This window comes from Ruegeria atlantica (genome assembly GCF_013032455.1).
In the GTDB taxonomy this organism is placed as follows: Bacteria; Pseudomonadota; Alphaproteobacteria; order Rhodobacterales; family Rhodobacteraceae; genus Ruegeria; species Ruegeria atlantica_B.
This window is the reverse complement of sequence record NZ_WQCF01000002.1, coordinates 167735-186692: the sequence shown is the minus strand read 5'-3', so window position 1 is coordinate 186692 and position 18958 is coordinate 167735. Positions and strand designations below refer to the sequence as shown.

The window sequence follows — 18958 nt, the reverse complement described above, 5'->3', positions numbered from 1 at the left end:
AATTCAAAACAAATATCGTAATGTTTTAATGTGAGATTACTCTGCGAAAACAATTGTGGGGCATTCTGACAGCGGAGGGGGAGTATAGAATGGATTTGAGATGGTGGATTGCGGTGACAGTAGGCCTTGTGGCCGCACCAGCTGTGGCACAGGAAAACCCAATTCAACACGATGCGGAGTTTTACATTCTTCAGGCGCAACACGCCGAGCAATGGGCTCAGGATGACGCTGCCGTAAATGAGGCACTGGCGACGTTTCGTGAGGGGAACGAGGGCAATCCTCCGAATATCGTTAGCGTATTGATCGACGACATGGGCTTTGGCGACATGGGGATTCCCGAACTTAACGCCGTGCGGGGATACGAGACGCCGAACATCAACGATTTCTCGGATCAGGCCATGCGAATGGTGCGGATGTATACCGAACCTTCTTGCACACCGACCCGTGTAGCGCAGATGACCGGACGGCTGCCGGTGCGCATGGGTATGGGCGACACGACCGTGGACATAGCCGGTTTTGGTCTGCCGGGGGGTGAGATCACTCTGGCGGAGGTGTTGAAGCAGGCGGGCTATGCCACCAGTCACGTCGGCAAATGGCACATGGGCGATATCGCTGAAAGCTGGGCGATGAATCAGGGCTTTGATTATGCCCAACACGCCATTCACCAGCAGGGTCAGCTGACCATCTTCAACGACGACGCAATCAAGGAACAGGTGACGGTCGCAATCCGGGACTATGACGACAAATACACGCTGGATGGCTGGTTCCGTCCTGACTCCGCCGCGATGATGACGGTCATCGAAGGCGAAACTGGCGGCCCGATCCGAGAAATTCGCATGGAAACCGGCGAGCGTTGGAACGCCGCAAAATATGACGAGATGAATCAGGCGTTTCAAGACAAGACGCTAGAGGAACTCGACCGCCTCGCAGGCGGTGAAGACCCCTTTTTCCTGCAATACTGGCCGATGATCCCGCTGGACAACACCCGCGCTGGACGCGACGGGCCCGAAAGCGCCAATGGCGGTCTGTATGTCGACAAGATGCAGTTACTAGACCAGTGGCTGGGCGATCTTTTCACACGAATGGATGAGCTCGGGTTAACGGAAAACACAGTGGTTGTGGTCATGGGGGACAACGGTCACTTCACCAAATACTCCCCGCAATCCGGCTTCACTCCGTTAATCTACGCCGGAGGCAAAGGCGACACGACCGAGGGTGGCGTCCGCGTTGATGCTTTCATCCGCTGGCCCGGCATGATCGAAGCCGACGGGCTGCTGAACAGCATTGTCCATGTCACTGACCTCTATACGACGCTGTCGCGTTTTGCCGGGGCCGATCAGTTCATCCCCCGGGATCGTCTGGTGGACGGAGTTGACCAATCTGCCGCGTTGTTATTCGCTGATGAATCCAAGGCCCGTCGCGATCACGTTATCATCTACTCAATCGCCAAACCCGAAGCGATCGTGAAGGACCAACTCAAGCTAAAACTGCCCGCAGCAGGACAGAACGCCATCGCGGCCAAATTCTTCGACCTCTACCGGGACACGCGCGAGGAATACTCGGTCTCGACCGAAGTCGGTGCCTGGGGAGGGCAGGAATTCGTGCGCATTCTGGGCCGTCACATGGCCCGCAAAGAGAAATTCCCCGATACTACGCCCGCCTTTGGCGTGCCCTATGAGGGGATCGAGAACATCCGCCCCGAAACGCAACAGGCCGTCGAAGCGTTTATGATCAAACGCGCCTCGCCGCAGCAGTAACACCAGACAGGAGGTGCATATGGTCGGAACTATACTCTTCGCTCTTGGCTTGGTTGTCTCGCTTGGGATCGGCTTCGTCTACTTCCGGGATCTGGGTGACATTTCGCAGATGCTGCTGAAGGTGAAACGCGAAAATATGGTGCGCTTTATCCGACACGAATACCGTTTGATCGGCGTGGGGCTTGGCGGGTTTGTCATCGCTACGCTTGCGCATTTCATACTAGGCGGCGGGCCATTTTGGCTGTGGTTCATCTCAGCGCTGCTGGTTCTGTTTCTATATGGGTTCCCCTATGTCTGGGTTCATCTGGGCCTGCGCAATCAGTTGAATGACGCAGCCTTCTTTCCTATCAGCGAGGCGCAGAAAAATGTCGGCCCAACGGCGCCGGTTATCGTGTTCGACAACAATGGCCATGCGCGCGCGCACCCGGACGCGCAGATCATGCGACCTCACCTGGCTGGGGACGTGGATGGGTTGGGCGGTAAGGACGTCGTCATGACCTATTGCGCGATGGCCAACCTCGGGCAGGGCTATGTCCCTCGGATCGAAGGCAAGCGTTTAGACCTCGAGGTTCTGGCCCAGCATGGCAACAACCTGATCCTGCGCGACAACGAATCTGGTGAGCCGATCCAGCACATTTATGGTTTCCGCGAGGCTGACCGCGATCCCAATGCAGACGGTCCTGCCTGCCCCTTACGCCCCGAGGCGCAAATGAAACCCTGGCCGACCTATCGGATGACATTTCGCGGGTTTAAAAAGGCGTTTCCCGATGGCGAGGTGTACCTGAACATGCCCTCTCCTAACCCACTGTTGCGGCTGCTGGACATGGTGACCGAGATCACATTTGGCTGGGGGATCGGCCGCCAACATCAGGAAGATGCGCCGGTAATGGACAATATGGACCGATCAGACGACCGGCTGCCGAACAAAACCTATGTGTGGGGGATAACCGTCGGCAACGACGCCGCCTGTTGGACGGATGATTTCGTCGTGGACAACAACTGGATCGTCAATGCCTCTGTAGGCGGGCGCGACGTCGTGGTCAGTCTCGATCCGAAATATGAAAGCCTTGGCGTCTGGTACAATGACAGCGGCAAACCCGTCACGCGCTGCGATTTCTGGGGCATGTCCGATCAAGGCAGGCTGCAAAGGGTCGAAACCTTGCGCGCAGGCGTTTTCTGGCACGTCTGGTCCGAGTTTTTCCCTGACACCGACATCAATCGCGTCGGTGCTGACATGGGACGCTCAGATGGCGTAGCTGCATAACCTCAGTTTCAGCACCAAAAGTATAGTAAGGAAGGGATAGAATGGGACGCATACGAGGTACTAAACCAAGCGCGCTTGCCGCAGCTATTTCTGCATTTGCAGCAACGACGACCGCAGCGCAGGAATCCGGGTGGTCATACGAGGCCACGATCTATCTTTTCATGCCCGAGACCGAGACTCGCCTGGAAACGCCCTCGGGTACGCTGGACGGCACGCTGAGCTTTTCGGACGCGTTGGAAAATCTGGACTTCGCTTTCATGGGCGCGTTGGCTGCCACCAATGGTCAATGGAGTGTGCTGGCCGATTACAACTATACCAACCTGTCATTTGGCAATACCGCACCGGGGCCTTTGGGCGGGGATTTGGAAACCTCGGTGAAAACGCAGTTCCTAACAGCACTATTGGGGTATCGGGTGCACAACGATCCGTCGGTAAAAGTAGATTTGGCAGGCGGTTTCAGGTGGTATAGTACAGACACAGAATTTACCCTCACACCCGACGGGTTACCCTCTCGCAAGAGTGACGCCGATGCGAGTTGGGTCGATCCGGTTTTGGGTGTCCGCGCCCGGTTCACCCTGTCGGACACGTGGACCAGCACTGCTTATGTGGACTATGGAGGCTTCCGTAGCGGCAGTCAGACATGGTCAGTTCTGCTAACTGCCGATTACGCCATCAACGACAGATGGGTGCTGCGAGGCGGTTATCGGTACATCTCGTTCGAGCACGAGATTGACGGCAATGATTATGATTTCGATCAATCCGGTCCGCTGATTGGCGCCACCTACCGGTTCTGACCATTCGAAGCCAAGCTCAAGCCTTAGCCGTGGACGCGAGTACGCTCGGTTGTAATCGCTGCAAGTGTTTGCGCGTGATACCCGGCTGCATTATCGAGCCAGTTTAGAAAATCCCGCGCGTTTTGCGTAAAGTCTAGACGCTCTTCCGGGATGGAAAACGCCCGTGCAAAGGCCGGAAGTCTGGGGCTGATCTCTAGCAGGAGTATCGCACTGCCGACGACGACTGTTGCGCTGACAAGCGGTGACGACGCCAATTCATAGCTATGCGTCGACGCGACCCACAACGCAAACCCTAGCCGTGTAACTGCCACGGCGTCTGTAATCCGACGCAAGCGTGGCAGAAAATAGGTGGTCAGCGCGGCTGCCCCAACGACGGCTACCATGTAGATAAGGCCAATTATGATCGGAACTGGCACTCCCCCCCGAGTAGTGCCCATGTGCGAGTACAAAATCACCCCTGCCACAAACGATAAAGCACCGATCAACGCCAGTCTGCGCCGTTCAAGATAGACATGTCGAAATATGGACTGCATCAATCAAATCCTCTCAGGTGGGCCGAGAATGAACGTGAAAGATGAATTTGTGGTTGATCTGACGAAATATAGGCAGAAGTAAGACTTTGTTGAAAAGTCGTGATCAGTGCAGCGCCACTTTTTTGAAAATTACTCTTGCATAGGCGAAAATCAATGATGCGCCTTTACAGGGGCATTAGAACGCCGGGGTAATCATTGCCGCATAGTTGTTGGCCAGAATCTCAGCATCCGTGCGGTTGAATTTAACAGAAGGCAGTGTCTGCATATCAATCCGTGCGCTGCCATCGAACAATTTTGCCGGATCGACTGTCAGATGTATCTGGCCATTTGCTTCCGTAAGAACATCTGCCGGAAGCGAGAACGCCACCTCTCGCGCATTTTCTGAGAACCCAACATGATAGACCAGTGGTGATACTTCCTGACCCACTTGCAACGCGCCTTCGAAGACCACGAATTTATAGCCAACCTCCCAGTTCCAGGCCATCTGGCTGTTGGGGTCCAGATCGCCCCTTACCTCGATAGATGTATTTGCTGCCGGATCGACACCGATCAGGAAGCGGACTGTATCAATCGAAGCCAGAGGCACTTCGGGCAGTGTGATCGAGTGCGTTTTGTCCGCATTATCAAAACGCAGCAGGTGATAGCTGTTCGGTTCGGCGAAGGTTTGATCGCCCTGACCGAACGACAGATTACTTAGATAAAACCTGAAATCGCGGACCCTGAACTGCCCCGCCCCACCCGGGTTGTCATAGACGAACTGATCATAAACCAATGGCTCGCCGCCCATTTCGGCGTGAAATGTCAACGTGACCGGTGTGGATTTCTTCTGCCCCGGGCTCAGGGCAAACCAACCGATGATTACAACCGCAATAGCTAGAATTCCAAGGACACGTCGCATCAGGAACCTCCATCAAATGGGTTGGAAAACAGCGGGTTGGCCAGAAAGGTATCGTCTGTCAGCGTGTGGAGAAAGGCGATGATGGCTTTCATCTCTTCGGATGTCATGCGCAGACCAACCGTGCCCTGCCCGGCCTCGGGTGCGTTGTCGGCCTCAAGGATCAAGGGGCTAAGCGTGTCACTGACCACAATACCGTCATTGTAATGCGCCATCACATCCTCAAGCGTTTCAAACCGGCCGTCGTGCATGTAAGGCGCGGTGACGGCGATATTGCGCAGGGTTGGCACTTTGAAGAAGCCCTTGTGCGCGGGGTTTCCAGTCACGGCCATCAGGCCATCTGGCAAAGACTCGTCCGGGTCCAGTCCATTGTTGGAAAAACCGTCCAGCGCGTCGCGAAACCCCGAGGTCAGGAACTGACTGTGGCAGTCAATGCAGTTGCCGCCCCGTAAAGAAATCTTGGTGTCCGGATGCGCCATGAACAGCTTGCGCCCATGTTCTTCTTGCGCAGTCAGTCGGACCTCGCCCCGCAGGTACTTGTCATATTTCGAATCTGCCGAGATCAGCATACGCATGAAGGTTGCCAAGGCATTGGCCGTGTTTTCGGGCGAGACCTCTCCGTATGCCCGGCGGAACATCTTGCGATATGTACCAGAAGCCCGAAGTTCGGCCATCAGGTCGTCGATGTCCTGCCCCATCTCGTCCGGGTGCTGGATTGGCATCAGCGCCTGCATCTCAAGCGAGGTCGCGCGGCCATCCCAAAAGAACCTCTCCTGCCCCCACAGCAGGTTGGCAAGGCTCATCGAACTGAAGTCCAGTTCGCCCCCCGACAGGGACGGAGATTTGGCACGCCCATCGGTAAAGCCCAGCGCCTGCACGTGGCAGGTGGCGCAAGAGACTTGATTATTACCCGACAACATAGGGTCGTAGAACAGATGCCGACCCAGTGCGAAGGCTTCCTGTGTTAGCGGGTTGTCAGGCGGAACCGAAAACCGTCCGAACACAAAAGGCGCGGAAAAATCGGCAATTGGGGTTGCGATTGGAGCACGCAAACGATCCCATACCAACCACCCCGCCGCCGCAATTCCTGCGACGGCGGCGAGGATCAGAAACACCCGAAGCATAACGCTCTCAAGCCGTTAGTGGTGGTGCACAAAACCCGAGCCAAACAGGCCTTCGAGGTTGTCCACCCCCTTATTGTAGCGTTCCTTAAAGTCGATCGTTGCCAAGCGCTCACCGGTTTCCAGATCGTGGACCGAAATCGTATGGCTAGCCAGATCGGCGATGAAATCCACATCCGTCGGATCATCATCCGCGCCGTTGCCCAGATTCAGTAGGTTGTTCTGAATGGCGATTAAGTCGCGGCCCGAGGCCGAGGTGTAAAAGATCATGTGATGCGCGCCCGGATCGGCGACGATATCCGGTCCGCTGGAAACCAGTTCAGGCAACGCGGCCAATTCATAGCGTTTCACCACACCCGGCAAGGCATGAGAGATAAACAGCTCGTCCTCGGTACCGTAGAACTCCAGCGGTACGGCCGTTTTGTTGGCCACGCCGCTATAGATTACCTCGGCCAAACCAAAGGTTTTCGAGCTGGCGTCATACGGCACTTTCCATGTCTCGAAGCCGAACATCGTATTGGCCAGAATGGCCGGTTCGATTTCCGGGTGCATATCTGGTCGGGCAAACAGCACTTCGACCGGAGACGACGGGAAGTTCAGCGGCTTTTCCTTCTCGACCAAGATGTTCTCAATGGGTTCCAAGGCGTTCAGATCAATGATCGTCAGCACATTGCCGACCCCTGTGGCCAAGTCCGGGTGTACAGTCGAGGTCACAACCATCCGGTCTTCAAAGGCGGAAATGCCATGCGGGTACATGATATAGGGTTCGCCCTCACCCACCTGACTTTTACGCGCTTCTATGATCTTGACGACCTCATTCGTTTGTGTGTCGAACACTCCGACCGAACCACCATCATCCCCACCGGTTCCGCCCATGAAGGTCACGAACATGTATTCCTGCCCGTTCGAATTGGCCCACATGATGTCTTCACCGACCATCTGGCCCTGTGTATCCAGACAGGTAAAACCCGAAATCACGGGTGCACCATCCGCATCACGGGAAAGGCCCACTTCTGCCAAGCTGCACGACGGGTCCAATCCGGTCGAATAGAGCCTGCCGTTGGGGCTGTAGTACAGATGGTGCAGAGGATGCTCCATTTCAGGTTGCTCGACCTCGCTCAGGATTTCCCCAAACCGATCAGACTCAGGGTCCAGTTCGACAATCGCGATGCTGTGGCTGGTATCCAGCGTGGGCAACCCACGCAGCAGAACCATGCCCTGGCTTTCTTCGCGATCCTGAGACATCGCCGGTGACAAGCTTGTCAGTATCAGGCCAGCCCCGACCAGAACGCTTTGTTTGAATTGACTGAAGTACATGACTTACCCCCTTTTTAATGCAGTTCCAGAACACTTCAGAGTGGGATGCGCCTTACCTAACGTCATACCATATCTCTGGATTTGCACCAAATTTTAAGGGGGCACGCGAATGCGTGTTTGTCAGGGTTTCAGATCTCGATGGAGGTCACTCCGATCTGGGCCATTGCGATACTGAACTCATCACTCAGAACATCCCAGAGCTGCTGCAGACCCGCTTCACCGGCGGCAGCCATGGCGAATTGCACGACGCGGCCAAAAAACACAAAGTCCGCGCCCGCGATCAGCGCTTTGACGGCGTCTTCGCCCGACCGCAACCCGCTATCGTAAAACACCGGGTAGTCATCGCCCACCACAGCCCGGACTTGCTGCAAGGCCTCAAAGGCTGCCGGTGCGCTGTCCAACTGACGCGCCCCGTGGCTTGAGACCTGAACAGCATCCGCCCCAGCTGCTTTCACAGCCACGGCGTCCTCGGGATCGAGAACGCCTTTGACGACCAGTTTCCCATCCCACTGATCCCGCAGCCGGGCGAGCGTTTCCCACGTCGCCTTGGCCCGGCTTTCGGTGCGGTCGAATTCGTACCCCTCCGTCAGGAAATTGGCCATCTGCGGTTTTCCAGCCGTCAACGTCGCGATCGACCAACGTGGATGCAGGGCAAAGTCGACAAACTGGCGCGGGCCGATGCGGAAAGGCATCTTGAACCCGTGACGCAGTTCGCGCGGGCGGCGGCCAACCTCGGGGACATCGACGGTCAGGACCAGAGTTTCATATCCTGCAGCGCGCGCGCGCTCGACCAGCTTAAACGTTCCTGCCCCATCCCCGCTGAAATAGAGCTGAAACCAGGCATTACCCTCGGCAACCTCAATCACTTTCTCCATCGGGGTGGAAGCAACAGTCGACACCCCCAACGGCACCTCGTACCGCGCCGCCAAACGTGCCAGCATCAGATCAGCGCCCGGTGTGGACAGGTTGCACATGCCCATCGGCGCGATACCAAAGGGACGTTGCGCGGGTTTACCGAACAATGTGGTCGCGAGGGACCGCTCACTCACATCTCGCAACACGCGTGGGCGCAGGGTCATCGCGTCCAACGCGGCGCGGTTACGGGCGGCACCCATCTCGGCCCCCGCTGCGCCATCAATATAGTCGAACACCATCCACGGCAGACGCCGCCGGGCCAGACGGCGGGCGTCCTCGGCGCTGTGGATGGCGCTGGCTGACATCAGGCCTGAACGGCCTTCATAAAGCGGTCACGGATCACCACCGGGTCCATTGTGATCGGCGGCATCTTGGCGTTACCGCTTTCGCATTTGCTGACGATGATGGTCATCTGCTTGGCATCCAGCGCTTCTTGCAGCACTCGGCCTGTGTCCTGCGCCTGACATTCTATGACCCGCTCGCACCCAGCCGCCTCGGCCATTCTCGCCAACGATGTTTTCTGACCCGCATAGGTCGGCTGATCCCCGGTAGAGCCATAAGACCCATTGTCCACGATCAGCAGAATATAGTTGTCCGCCACATTGTTGGCGATGGTCGGCAGCGTACCCAGATTGGTCAGAACCGAGCCGTCCCCGTCAATCACGATCACCGGTTTCGGTTGCGACAGCGCCAGCCCGAGGCCAATGGACGAGGCCAGACCCATCGTGCCCAGCATGTAGAAATTGGTTGGCTGGTCGTCGATGGCGTGCAGTTCCTGGCTGGGAATGCCGATATTACAGACAACCAGTTGATCACGCAGGATCGGAGCGATTTCTTTCAGAATTTCAGAACGGATCATTGGTCGCCGTAGCCTCCCCAGAAATTGGCGTCGGTCAGAATGGCGACCGGTTTATTGCACATGAAGGTATATTTGAGGATCGCATCCAGTTCCTCGACATCCGCCTGATGATGGAAGTGGTAGGTCGGAATATTCAGCTGCGCCAGCAGCGCCTTGGTGTGTACCGCCATCTCGACCTGACAGGCGATGGGTTCACGCAGCTCTCCGCGATAGGAAATCAGCATGGGCAACGGCATGCGGTAGAACTGGATCAGCGTTGCCAGCGTGTTGATGGTTACGCCAATTGCCGTGTTCTGCATGATGATGGCGGGGCGCTTGCCACCCATCCACGCGCCCGCGCACAGGCCCATGCCCTCGTCTTCTTTGTTCGAAGGAATGTGATAGATGCTGGCGCTCTTGTCGATTTCATCTATGACTCCGGCCAGTTGCTTGCACGGCACGGTGGTTACAAACGAGATATCGTTTGCGACCAGATCGTCAGTGATCTTCTTGTCTATGTTCATATCCGGTCTGTCAGTCCTGTTTGGGGCGCATGGGCGCGATTGAAAGGTCAGATCCTGCGATGCACATGCACCGCGCATTTGGCGTGGCGGACAACGCGCGACGCTGTCGAGCCAAGGAAATAGTCGCTGAGGCCCGGCTTGTGCGAGCCGATGACGATGCAATCCACATCGTTGTCGTTGGCGTAGTCGATGATGGTCCGGGCGGTATGCCCCTTTATGATCTCGGGCGTGACGCCCTCAAGCCCCTCGGTCTTTTCGCGCAGCAACCTGTTGGCCGCGCGGAAACCTTCGGCGACCATATCCTTATCGAGGTAGGCGCTGACCGAACCCTGAGGCATTTCATAGACATGCAGCGCGACGATCTCAGCGTCGTTTGCGGACAGCGCGCGAGCGACCTCAAGTGTGTGCTGTGAGATACCGTGATCCAGCGCCAGTGGAACAAGAATTTTCTTATACATGAATCCCTCCGTTTCTTCCGGGCCTACGCCCACGGCGCGAGGATGATTTTCGGAGCTGCAACGACCCCTTTTCGCAATTCACGGAACGCCTCTGCCCCTTCAGACAGTTTCCGTTCCTCGATCCAGTCCAGCGCGCCAAGGCGGCCATCAAAAATAGCCTGCGCGGTCTGCCGGAAATCCTCGGCCGTATATGTATAGGTGCCGATAAAAGTGATTTCCTGCAAGGTCATGCGGCGTATATCCAGCCCTCCGGCGTCTTCACCAAGCCCAACATGCGCGATCACCCCACCCGGTTGCGCCTGCGCCGAAGCCCAGGCGCGCGTGGCCGCATAACCGACCGCGTCTATCACCAGCGGGAAGGAATCCACCGTCTCTTTGACCACATTGAAAGTTCCGATGCCTTGCAAGTAGGCCCGACGACCGTCATTCGGCTCAACGATCACAACATCTTCGACCCCCATCGCTAACAAGGCCAAAGCCGCGGCCACACCGATGGCACCACCGCCGATCACCAGTGCTTTGAGCGCCATTGCCGGGTGCAATGCTTCTAGGCCCAGCCGCACCGCATGCCAACTGACCGCCAGAGGCTCGGCCAATGCGGCCTTTGCAAAGCTCACGTGGTTCGGCACTTCGACCAAATTGGTGTCGGGCATAGCAACGTATTGGGCAAAGGCACCCTCACGTGGCGGCATCGAGATGATTTGACGATCCGCGCATAGGTTCTCGCGCCCCGAGGTACACGCAGGGCAGATGCCGCAGGCTACCAGCGGATTGATGGTCACGCGGGTCCCATCACGTGGTCCCCCAGTGATCGTTCCTGCCGCTTCATGCCCAAGGATCAACGGGGCCGGACGGCGCGCGTCATGGCCCAGATAGGCGTGCATGTCCGAGCCGCAAATGCCAACTGCTTCGATACGGATGAGGTGTTCGCCGAACTGCGGAGTGGCATCGGGAACATCCCGAAACGCCACCTGTTCAATACTTTCATAGACCAGCGCTTTCATTTCGCCGTAAATCCTCCGTCAACCATCAGGACCTGCCCGGTGACATAGTCTGATGCTTTCGAACTCAAAAACAGGATCGGCCCGTCGATATCGTCCATTCTTCCGTTTCGCTGGACGCAAGTTTGGGCCGCGTTTCGCGCTGCACGATCAGGGTCATCGAATACCGTTTGCGTCAGTTCCGTCGGAAAGAAACCCGGACCGATTGCGTTTGCGGTGATGCCGAAACGCGACCACGCCTCGGCCATTGCGCGGGTCAACTGCCCTATCCCGGCCTTGGTTGCCCCATAAGCGATACCGCCCGGAAAGGCCCGCGTGGTTTGCAAGGATGCGAAATTGACGATCCGCCCCCAGCCCCGGTCCTTCATGGCAGGAACCATCGCCTGACTCAGGAAAAACGGAGCGCTCAGGTTCAGCGCCAGCGTCGCGTCCCATCCTTCTGGTGTGACTTCATCCGCTGTCTCGCGGGTGTTTACTCCGGCGGCATGGACGACAATGTCCGGCGCGCCGAACTTGGCACCGATGCGATCAACTAGAGCAACGATGTTTGACCTATCAGCGATGTCAGCCACTACGGCATCGGCATTTTCACCGATCTCGTTCTTCATTTCGGCTAACGCCTCGGCGCGCCGCGCAACACCGACGACACGCGCCCCCGCGGCAGCCAGCGCCGCAGCTGACCGGCGGCCAAGACCCGAGCTGGCGCCGGTGACACAGGCGACGCGCCCCGTCAGATCAAACAGTGTTCTGGGGTCATCCATCTGCGGTCAGGTCGAACTGTTCATCGGGGAAATACTTGGCCAGGCGCACATCTGCGGCGCGGGCATGCCCTTCCATCCCTTCCAGACGCGAAATGCGGGCGGTTGCCACCGCTATGGATTTGGAACCTTCCCGCGTTGCCCGCTGCCATGTCACGATTTTCATATATTTGTGGACACTCAACCCGCCTGTATAGCTGGCCGCACCCGAGGTGGGCAGCACGTGGTTGGTGCCTGTGGCCTTGTCGCCATACGATACCGTGGTTTCCTCACCCAGAAAGAGAGATCCATAGCAGGTCAACCGGTTCAGCCACCAATCAAGATCCTCGGCCTGAACGGTCAGGTGTTCCGGCGCGTATTCATCCGAACAGGCCGCCATTTCGTCACGGTCCGAACAGACGATGACCTCAGCATAGTCACGCCAAGCAGCAGCGGCGTTATCGCGATTCAACTCGGGCAGGTCTTCAATAAGCGAAGGCACCAGTTCCATGACCTTCTGCGCCAACCCGCGATCATCCGTCACCAGCCAGACCGGCGAGTTGTATCCGTGCTCGGCTTGACTGACCAAATCGGTCGCAACGACTTTGGCGTCAGCGCTGCTGTCGGCCAAGATCAGACTATCGGTTGGGCCTGCAATCATGTCGATGCCGACCTTGCCGTAGAGTATGCGCTTGGCCTCGGCCACGAACTGATTGCCCGGACCCACAAGGATATTGGCGCGCGGCAAACCGAATAAGCCGTATGTCATCGCCGCCACACCCTGCACGCCGCCCATGGCCAGAATGCTGTCGGCCCCACAGATATGCGCGGCATAGACGATCGCGGGTGCGACGCCTTCACCCGGCTTTGGCGGGGAGCACGCTGTGATATGGCGGCAACCCGCCACTTTGGCCGTTGTAACCGTCATGATGGCACTGGCGATATGGCTATACCGCCCGCCGGGCACATAGCAGCCTGCCGCATCCACCGGGATCGCCTTTTGACCTGCGACAAAGCCAGGCACGATCTCCATCTGCACATCCGACACGGTGGCCTTTTGCGTCTCGGCAAAGCGGCGCACATTGTCATGGGCAAAGCGAATATCTTCCTTAAGCTTCTCGGGCACCAACGCGATGGCAGCGTCGATTTCATCCTGGGTCATCAGGACATTCCCATCGAACTTGTCGAACTTGGCTGCATATTCCAACGCCTTGGCGTCGCCTCCTGCCTCGATATCGGCAAGGATCGTCTTGACCGTATCGTGCACCTCGGTGGCATGGGATTGCGCCGTCAGGGTCGCCTTTTTCAGATAGTCACGCGGCATAGTCAGCAAGTCCTATTGGTAGATTTCAGGAAGCAAGGTGGTCGACACCGCCGGAACATAGGCGATCAGGATCACCACGATCAGCATCGTTAGTACGAAAGGCACGGCGCGGGCAGCAATCTTCAGAATGGACTCACCTGTAATGCCAGATACGACGAACAGGTTAAGACCAAGTGGCGGAGTGATAAAACCCACACCCAACGCGGTGATCATCATGATGCAAAACTGGATTTCGTTCATGCCGATATTGTCGGCCAGCGGTTTCAGGATCGGCGCAAGGATCACGATGTTCGGCGTCGTTTCCATGACGCAGCCCGCAGCGATCAGAATTCCGATCATCAGCAATATCAGTAGGTACGGATCATCTGTCAGCGAGGTCACCGAGGTAACAAAGCCCTGCGGCACGCCCATGATCGCCAGCGCCTCGGCCAGAGGGGCCGAGAAAGCAATGATCGGAAGGATCACACCATTCACCTTGGCCGAGCTAACCAGCATCGAGGGGAAGTCAGCCAGTGTCAGCGTGCGCAGGATAAAGCCCATGATGATGGTGACAACCACGGCTGTTGCACCGGCCTCGGTCGGCGTCAGGCGGCCCGAGAAGATGCCGTAGAAGATGATGCCGGGTACGATGAAGGCATACCAGCCAGATTTCAGTGCCTTGCCCAGATTGGCCAGCCATTCGCCCATGGTCATCATGCCGCCGCCCTCATAGGCGTAGATGCGGTTCATGATGATGTTTGTGATCAGGATCGAGATCAGAATGGCCAGACCAGGGATCAGCGCCGCCAGGAACAGGGTCGAGGCGGATATGCCCAGCACCAAACCGATGATGATATAGGCAATCGAGGGCGGGATCAGGATGCCTGTACAGGCCCCGGCCGCCACCAGCGCGCAGGCATAGGGGCGCGGATAGCCGCTTTCGACCAGTCGGTTGATCGTCATGCGGCCCACCGCTGCGGCTCCTGCCGCGTCCGAGCCCGAAATGGCCGCGAACATACCGCAGACAAGCACCGTGGCTGATCCGAAACCACCTTTGGCGAAACAGGTCAAAGCCTCGGCCACATCCAGAAACTTGCGCGACAGACCGGTGCGCACCAACACGTCTCCGGTCAGGATAAACAGTGGGACGGCAGTCAGGGCAAAGGCGTCGATGCCAGTGAACAGGCTCTCACCTACAAGGCTCAGTGGCAGGTCACCGGACATGATCAACATAACAATCGCAGCAGAACCGATGGCGGCCCATACCGGAACGGCCACAGCGATCAGAGCAACGAACAGAATGACCGGGATATAGAAATCCCAACCCAGTTCAACGGTTTGATTGAGGGTATTCCAAAGCATCCGGTCTCTCCTCAGTCAAACAGCTTGTCGCCTTCGAAGACGGGCGTGCCGTCGCGAAGGGATTTCAAATCACGCAGGAAAGACTGGAGCAGCCGCCATATCATCAGCGCAAACCCAGTGGGTACAGCCATCAGGAACCAGACTTTGGAAACCCGAAGACCATCCGTCACCGACCCAAACTTGGCCGAGACGTGAACCGCCTCGAACGACCAGTACAACGCGATGATCGCTACGGCGAACATCACCAGATCGCCAAAGATATACAGCAGCGCCTTGGGACGTTGCGGTAAATAATGCATGATCACGTCGATGCGGATATGGGCACGTTCCTTGACTGCCGCCGCCGCCCCGATCCACGCGAGATAGATAAAGGAATAACGGACGATCTCTTCGCCCCAGATCGAGGAAAACGCGAAAATCTCACGCCGCAAAACCTCGATGGCCATGGTTATGACCAGCATCACGTAAAAAACCAGCAGCAGCCAGCGTTCGGCGTTGCGATCTATGTTTTGAAGAACGGTCATCCGTATCCCTCGGCGATGGAACAGCCAGGCGCAGGCCTTCTGTCTCGGGCCATTCAGGCCTGACTGTCAGTGGTAAAACCGGGCACCCTGCATGGGTGCCCAAAATGGCATCACGCGTCGTGGACGTAGTATTTGCCCTGCGTTCCGGCGGCCTCGACCAGTTTCTCGAAGTTGTCCATCGAGCCAGCCAGTTCGGTCTTGAACGGATCCCATTCGGACCGTTGATAACCGCCAGCGTCTTGCCATTCGGCCAACTGATCACCGGTCAGCGACTGGAATTGTACGCCTGCCTTATTCAGCTCGGCCATGGCATAAGCACGCGCCGAGGGCACTTTGGACAGGTTCTGGTGGCTGGTCATTTCCGAACCCCACATGATGCCTTCCTGCACATCGGCGGGCATCGAGTTGAACCACTCAAGATTACAGGAATAGACCTGACTGTCCGGCACCGCCTGCGTAAAGGTCACGTGGCTTAGGATATCCTTGAAGCCAAAGACATACAGCGCGCCAACGGACGGATCGAGCGCATCGGCCACGCCCTGTTTGATCGCCGAAGGTGTCTCGCCCCATGCCACTGGCGTCGGGTTCGCACCGACCATACGGTAATATTGCTGCAGCATTTTTGATCCCGGCACGCGGAACTTGATACCGCTCATATCACCCGGTGTGACGACCGGATTACCACCTTGACGCACCGCAACAACGCGCGGGTCGATCACCACGTAGAACAGCGCCTTGAACCCCGCGGCCTCGACCTTGGGATGAACTTCATTCTTCCAGGTGTCGGAGTGCACAAGGTTGGTGAAGCGCTGGTTCGAACCACAAAGATATGGCATGTTGATCAGGTCAACTGTCGATGCAAACGGGGCGAAGTTCGACAGCGAATGCTGTGCCGCCTGAATGGTGCCGCCCTGCACCTTTTGAACCAGCGAACCACCCGCGCCCAGTTGCCCGCCCGGAGCAAGCTTTACGTAGACCTTACCATTCGTGGCGTTCTGGATGTTTTCTTTCAGGTCCAACTGCATGATCGGATAGCTGCGTGATGCGCCCAGCACATAGGCTGTGGCGATGGTCATCACATGCTCAGCGGCCTTCTCGCGCTCACTCTCTTCTTTGGCGGTTTGCGCAGCGGCCTCGGACGACCAAAGCACGCCAGCGGCGCCAGCGACCATTGCAGCGGTAAAGGCGCCAGTTGCGCTGAGTTTCAGGAAATTGCGGCGCTCTTCCGATGCCAGTTCGTTCTTGTCGTTGTTCATCAATTGCCCTCCCAAGCAAAAAAGTCAGCTGTCGCTTTCAGCGTCACGATCAGCTTCCTTTTTCAAAATTGCGACAACGAACAGGATCGACGCCGCGAACAGGACCAACATTTCTCCTACGTCCCCAAGAAACGCACTGCCCGCAAAAGCCCCCATTGCGACGTTCGCAAAGTAGATGACGAACACGATGACGGATGCGATCAGAAACATTCTCCGGACTCCCTATAGATTCGGCCCGACGCTATTTGTAAGCGCTTACATGAAAAATGCAAGCGCTTACACAATCGCTTTTCTTGCACCATTCTTAAGTTTAGAGTTATTGGCAAAAGCAAATTACGGGTTTGAAAATGTCGAAACTTGGATCAGCGCCAACATTGGATGATGTCGCCAAACTGGCCGGGGTGTCGACGGCCACCGTTTCGCGCTGTCTGAACAACCCGGATCGCGTGGTCGAGGCAACGCGCCAGCGGGTGCTGTCCGCAGTGGATACGTTGGGCTATATGCCGAACTTTGCCGCGCGGGTGATGGCAGCCAAGCGGAGTTCGACGATCGGCGCGATCATTCCCACCATGGAAAATGCTATCTTTGCCCGCGGCCTACAGGCGTTTCAGGAAGAGTTGCACAAACACGGCTATACCCTGCTGGTCTCAAGCTCGGCCTATGAACCCGATATCGAAGAAGAGCAGATCCGCACTCTGGTCGCGCGTGGCGCAGATGGGTTGCTGCTAATCGGGCACGATCGCAATCCGCGAATTTACAATGACCTTGAGCGCAGGAACATCCCCGCCCTGGTAGCCTGGTCCTATCTGCCCCACGCGCAGGTTACCTCAATCGGATTTGACAACCGAATGGCGATGGCCGAGCTGGCAACCCGTGTAATCGAACTGGGACACAGAAAGATCGGCGTGATTTCCGGCATCAGCGCGGGCAATGATCGCGCACGGCTGAGGATCGAAGGCGTCAAAAACGCATTAAAGCAGCATGATATGCCTTCATCTGATCTGGCCATCATCGAAACACCATATGAGATTGAAAATGGTGCCGAGGCATTTTCCCAGATGATGTCCCGGCCCAACCCGCCCACCGCAATTTTGTGCGGCAACGACGTTCTGGCCGTGGGTGCCTTGCACAGGGCAAGAGAAATGGGGCTGCAGGTGCCCAGGGACGTTTCAATCACTGGATTTGACGATATCGAGCTGGCTCGGATCGCCACGCCGGCCCTGACAACCGTGCATGTGCCCCATCGGGAAATGGGCCGCCGCGCAGCGCTGGAGTTGGTCGGGATGCTTGAAAATCGCAGGGCTGGCACAGGCGTACGGCTGTCCACTCGCATAGTAGAACGTCAATCACTTGGGCCACCAGCTTAGGCGGCCTCAGCCTCCATCGTTCGGAAATCGTCCTTCAACCAGCTATGATTTTCGCACATCGGTTCGGTGAAATGCTGCCGGATCAGATTGGCCATCGCCTTCTGAATCAGTTTCGAGGTCGTTTCCGGGTATACCTCGGTTGTAAACAAAGACACCGTGCGAACGAAATTTCGACCGGGAAACGGAATGGCTCGGACACTGTCATGAAACCTCTGACCGCGGTGGAAACAGGCGGCGGTCGTTATCGCCCAGCCGCTGCCCTCGGCCACCAGACCAATGATTGAATGGTTGCATTCCATCTCAAACCGATTGGGCAGGTTGTACTTGCTCCGGGTCAACTGAATCTCGATCTGCTTGCCGATCATAAGATCCCGAGAATAGCGCAGCAGCGGCAAATCCGCGTCTGGCTTCAACAAATCTTCAGGCGCGCCCTGATAGGCATTTGGCAGGATAACGATAAACGGATCGCGCATTAGCGGATATTCAATCAACCCCTCAGTCCGCTCAGACGGCCGGGTGGCCACCCCTGCATCCAGCTTGTGTTCCTGCAGATTGGCAATGATTTCATGACTAGGGCGCGTGTAGTGGCGGAAACTGCATCGTGGCAGGGCCTGAGCGAGAAAGCGGAACAAATCCGGCGCGATCTGATTGTCAAAATCGTCGATCAAAGCTAGCCGCAGGTCAGTCGCGTGCCGCCAGTTTCCGGAACGGATTTCGGCCTCGCCCCGTTTCAGCACCGTCAGCCCATCACGGACATAGCGCGCAAACACCTCTCCGGCAGGTGTCAGGCCCATTGGACGTCGCCCGTGATCAACCAGATCTACACCCAGTGCTCCCTCAAGGCTGCGCAGGTGGTTCGAAACAGTGCTGATCGACAGCCCCGTCTCGGAGGCGACCTGCTGGATCGACCCCGATCTGGCAACCAAACGGAAGACTTCCAGCCATCGAAGGCTCAGAGTTTTCGACACCGCACACACCCATTGTTTCGATTT

20 protein-coding genes are annotated in these 18958 nt (G+C 57.0%); 4 read left to right on the top strand and 16 right to left on the bottom strand.

Annotated features, from left to right (window positions below; translation table 11 throughout):
• The first annotated feature begins 89 nt into the window (after positions 1-89).
• From GOW93_RS04900 to GOW93_RS04890, 3 genes are read left to right on the top strand one after another with little or no spacing between them, the layout of a single operon-like run.
• Positions 90-1757, top strand: a complete 1668-nt coding sequence (locus tag GOW93_RS04900) for a sulfatase-like hydrolase/transferase (protein WP_170382003.1) — start codon at positions 90-92, stop codon at positions 1755-1757.
• A gap of 19 nt (positions 1758-1776) precedes the next feature.
• Complete coding sequence (locus GOW93_RS04895) at positions 1777-3021, top strand: DUF3179 domain-containing (seleno)protein (protein ID WP_170382002.1); 1245 nt, start codon at positions 1777-1779, stop codon at positions 3019-3021.
• Positions 3022-3062: 41 nt separating this feature from the next.
• Positions 3063-3815 (top strand): outer membrane protein, encoded by a 753-nt coding sequence (locus GOW93_RS04890; RefSeq protein ID WP_170382001.1) that lies wholly within the window; start codon positions 3063-3065, stop codon positions 3813-3815.
• Positions 3816-3838: 23 nt separating this feature from the next.
• Here GOW93_RS04890 and GOW93_RS04885 read toward each other — a convergent pair whose 3' ends face one another.
• From GOW93_RS04885 to GOW93_RS04815, 15 genes are all read right to left on the bottom strand, one after another.
• Positions 3839-4348, bottom strand: coding sequence for a hypothetical protein (locus GOW93_RS04885; RefSeq protein WP_170382000.1), 510 nt, complete (start codon positions 4346-4348; stop codon positions 3839-3841).
• Between the two features lie 175 nt (positions 4349-4523).
• Positions 4524-5246, bottom strand: coding sequence for an MbnP family protein (locus tag GOW93_RS04880; RefSeq protein WP_170381999.1), 723 nt, complete (start codon positions 5244-5246; stop codon positions 4524-4526).
• Complete coding sequence (locus tag GOW93_RS04875; RefSeq protein WP_170381998.1) at positions 5246-6367, bottom strand: cytochrome-c peroxidase; 1122 nt, start codon at positions 6365-6367, stop codon at positions 5246-5248. Before GOW93_RS04875 ends, GOW93_RS04880 begins: the two co-directional genes overlap by 1 nt.
• A 15-nt stretch (positions 6368-6382) precedes the next feature.
• On the bottom strand, positions 6383-7681 hold the full coding sequence (locus GOW93_RS04870; RefSeq protein ID WP_170381997.1) for a hypothetical protein: 1299 nt from the start codon (positions 7679-7681) through the stop codon (positions 6383-6385).
• A gap of 128 nt (positions 7682-7809) precedes the next feature.
• Positions 7810-8901 (bottom strand): alpha-hydroxy acid oxidase, encoded by a 1092-nt coding sequence (locus GOW93_RS04865; RefSeq protein ID WP_170381996.1) that lies wholly within the window; start codon positions 8899-8901, stop codon positions 7810-7812.
• Complete coding sequence (comE, locus tag GOW93_RS04860; RefSeq protein WP_170381995.1) at positions 8901-9455, bottom strand: sulfopyruvate decarboxylase subunit beta; 555 nt, start codon at positions 9453-9455, stop codon at positions 8901-8903. Before comE ends, GOW93_RS04865 begins: the two co-directional genes overlap by 1 nt.
• Positions 9452-9958, bottom strand: coding sequence for a sulfopyruvate decarboxylase subunit alpha (gene comD, locus GOW93_RS04855; RefSeq protein WP_170381994.1), 507 nt, complete (start codon positions 9956-9958; stop codon positions 9452-9454). Before comD ends, comE begins: the two co-directional genes overlap by 4 nt.
• Before the next feature lie 47 nt (positions 9959-10005).
• Positions 10006-10416 carry a universal stress protein gene (locus tag GOW93_RS04850; RefSeq protein WP_170381993.1) on the bottom strand — a complete coding sequence of 137 codons (411 nt, stop codon included), beginning with the start codon at positions 10414-10416 and terminating at the stop codon, positions 10006-10008.
• A gap of 23 nt (positions 10417-10439) precedes the next feature.
• Complete coding sequence (locus GOW93_RS04845) at positions 10440-11420, bottom strand: zinc-dependent alcohol dehydrogenase (protein WP_170381992.1); 981 nt, start codon at positions 11418-11420, stop codon at positions 10440-10442.
• Positions 11417-12178 carry an SDR family NAD(P)-dependent oxidoreductase gene (locus GOW93_RS04840; RefSeq protein WP_170381991.1) on the bottom strand — a complete coding sequence of 254 codons (762 nt, stop codon included), beginning with the start codon at positions 12176-12178 and terminating at the stop codon, positions 11417-11419. The genes GOW93_RS04845 and GOW93_RS04840 overlap by 4 nt, the downstream gene beginning before the upstream one ends.
• Positions 12171-13478 (bottom strand): histidinol dehydrogenase, encoded by a 1308-nt coding sequence (gene hisD, locus GOW93_RS04835; RefSeq protein WP_170381990.1) that lies wholly within the window; start codon positions 13476-13478, stop codon positions 12171-12173. The genes GOW93_RS04840 and hisD overlap by 8 nt, the downstream gene beginning before the upstream one ends.
• 12 nt (positions 13479-13490) lie before the next feature.
• On the bottom strand, positions 13491-14819 hold the full coding sequence (locus tag GOW93_RS04830) for a TRAP transporter large permease (protein WP_170381989.1): 1329 nt from the start codon (positions 14817-14819) through the stop codon (positions 13491-13493).
• 11 nt (positions 14820-14830) lie between these two features.
• A complete protein-coding gene (locus tag GOW93_RS04825) occupies positions 14831-15343 on the bottom strand; it encodes a TRAP transporter small permease (RefSeq protein ID WP_170381988.1) in 513 nt (170 codons plus the stop codon).
• 110 nt (positions 15344-15453) lie between these two features.
• Positions 15454-16599, bottom strand: a complete 1146-nt coding sequence (locus GOW93_RS04820) for a TRAP transporter substrate-binding protein (protein WP_170381987.1) — start codon at positions 16597-16599, stop codon at positions 15454-15456.
• Positions 16600-16623: 24 nt separating this feature from the next.
• Positions 16624-16809: a hypothetical protein gene (locus GOW93_RS04815; protein ID WP_170381986.1), complete on the bottom strand. Its 186-nt coding sequence runs from the start codon at positions 16807-16809 to the stop codon at positions 16624-16626.
• A 137-nt stretch (positions 16810-16946) separates the two neighbouring features.
• Here GOW93_RS04815 and GOW93_RS04810 point away from each other — a divergent pair, with 137 nt between their 5' ends.
• Positions 16947-17966, top strand: coding sequence for a LacI family DNA-binding transcriptional regulator (locus tag GOW93_RS04810; protein ID WP_170381985.1), 1020 nt, complete (start codon positions 16947-16949; stop codon positions 17964-17966).
• Here GOW93_RS04810 and GOW93_RS04805 read toward each other — a convergent pair.
• On the bottom strand, positions 17963-18934 hold the full coding sequence (locus GOW93_RS04805; protein ID WP_170381984.1) for a LysR family transcriptional regulator: 972 nt from the start codon (positions 18932-18934) through the stop codon (positions 17963-17965). The genes GOW93_RS04810 and GOW93_RS04805 overlap by 4 nt on opposite strands.
• Positions 18935-18958 lie beyond the last annotated feature (24 nt).

Coding starts and splice junctions, on each gene's coding strand:
- GOW93_RS04900 (WP_170382003.1), top strand. CDS start 90: ATGGATTTGAGATGGTGGATTGCGGTGACAGTAGGCCTTGTGGCCGCA.
- GOW93_RS04880 (WP_170381999.1), bottom strand. CDS start 5,246: ATGCGACGTGTCCTTGGAATTCTAGCTATTGCGGTTGTAATCATCGGT.
- GOW93_RS04820 (WP_170381987.1), bottom strand. CDS start 16,599: ATGAACAACGACAAGAACGAACTGGCATCGGAAGAGCGCCGCAATTTC.
- comD (WP_170381994.1), bottom strand. CDS start 9,958: ATGAACATAGACAAGAAGATCACTGACGATCTGGTCGCAAACGATATC.
- GOW93_RS04870 (WP_170381997.1), bottom strand. CDS start 7,681: ATGTACTTCAGTCAATTCAAACAAAGCGTTCTGGTCGGGGCTGGCCTG.
- hisD (WP_170381990.1), bottom strand. CDS start 13,478: ATGCCGCGTGACTATCTGAAAAAGGCGACCCTGACGGCGCAATCCCAT.
- GOW93_RS04825 (WP_170381988.1), bottom strand. CDS start 15,343: ATGACCGTTCTTCAAAACATAGATCGCAACGCCGAACGCTGGCTGCTG.
- GOW93_RS04865 (WP_170381996.1), bottom strand. CDS start 8,901: ATGTCAGCCAGCGCCATCCACAGCGCCGAGGACGCCCGCCGTCTGGCC.
- GOW93_RS04875 (WP_170381998.1), bottom strand. CDS start 6,367: ATGCTTCGGGTGTTTCTGATCCTCGCCGCCGTCGCAGGAATTGCGGCG.
- GOW93_RS04830 (WP_170381989.1), bottom strand. CDS start 14,819: ATGCTTTGGAATACCCTCAATCAAACCGTTGAACTGGGTTGGGATTTC.
- GOW93_RS04840 (WP_170381991.1), bottom strand. CDS start 12,178: ATGGATGACCCCAGAACACTGTTTGATCTGACGGGGCGCGTCGCCTGT.
- GOW93_RS04850 (WP_170381993.1), bottom strand. CDS start 10,416: ATGTATAAGAAAATTCTTGTTCCACTGGCGCTGGATCACGGTATCTCA.
- comE (WP_170381995.1), bottom strand. CDS start 9,455: ATGATCCGTTCTGAAATTCTGAAAGAAATCGCTCCGATCCTGCGTGAT.
- GOW93_RS04890 (WP_170382001.1), top strand. CDS start 3,063: ATGGGACGCATACGAGGTACTAAACCAAGCGCGCTTGCCGCAGCTATT.
- GOW93_RS04895 (WP_170382002.1), top strand. CDS start 1,777: ATGGTCGGAACTATACTCTTCGCTCTTGGCTTGGTTGTCTCGCTTGGG.
- GOW93_RS04885 (WP_170382000.1), bottom strand. CDS start 4,348: ATGCAGTCCATATTTCGACATGTCTATCTTGAACGGCGCAGACTGGCG.
- GOW93_RS04815 (WP_170381986.1), bottom strand. CDS start 16,809: ATGTTTCTGATCGCATCCGTCATCGTGTTCGTCATCTACTTTGCGAAC.
- GOW93_RS04810 (WP_170381985.1), top strand. CDS start 16,947: ATGTCGAAACTTGGATCAGCGCCAACATTGGATGATGTCGCCAAACTG.
- GOW93_RS04845 (WP_170381992.1), bottom strand. CDS start 11,420: ATGAAAGCGCTGGTCTATGAAAGTATTGAACAGGTGGCGTTTCGGGAT.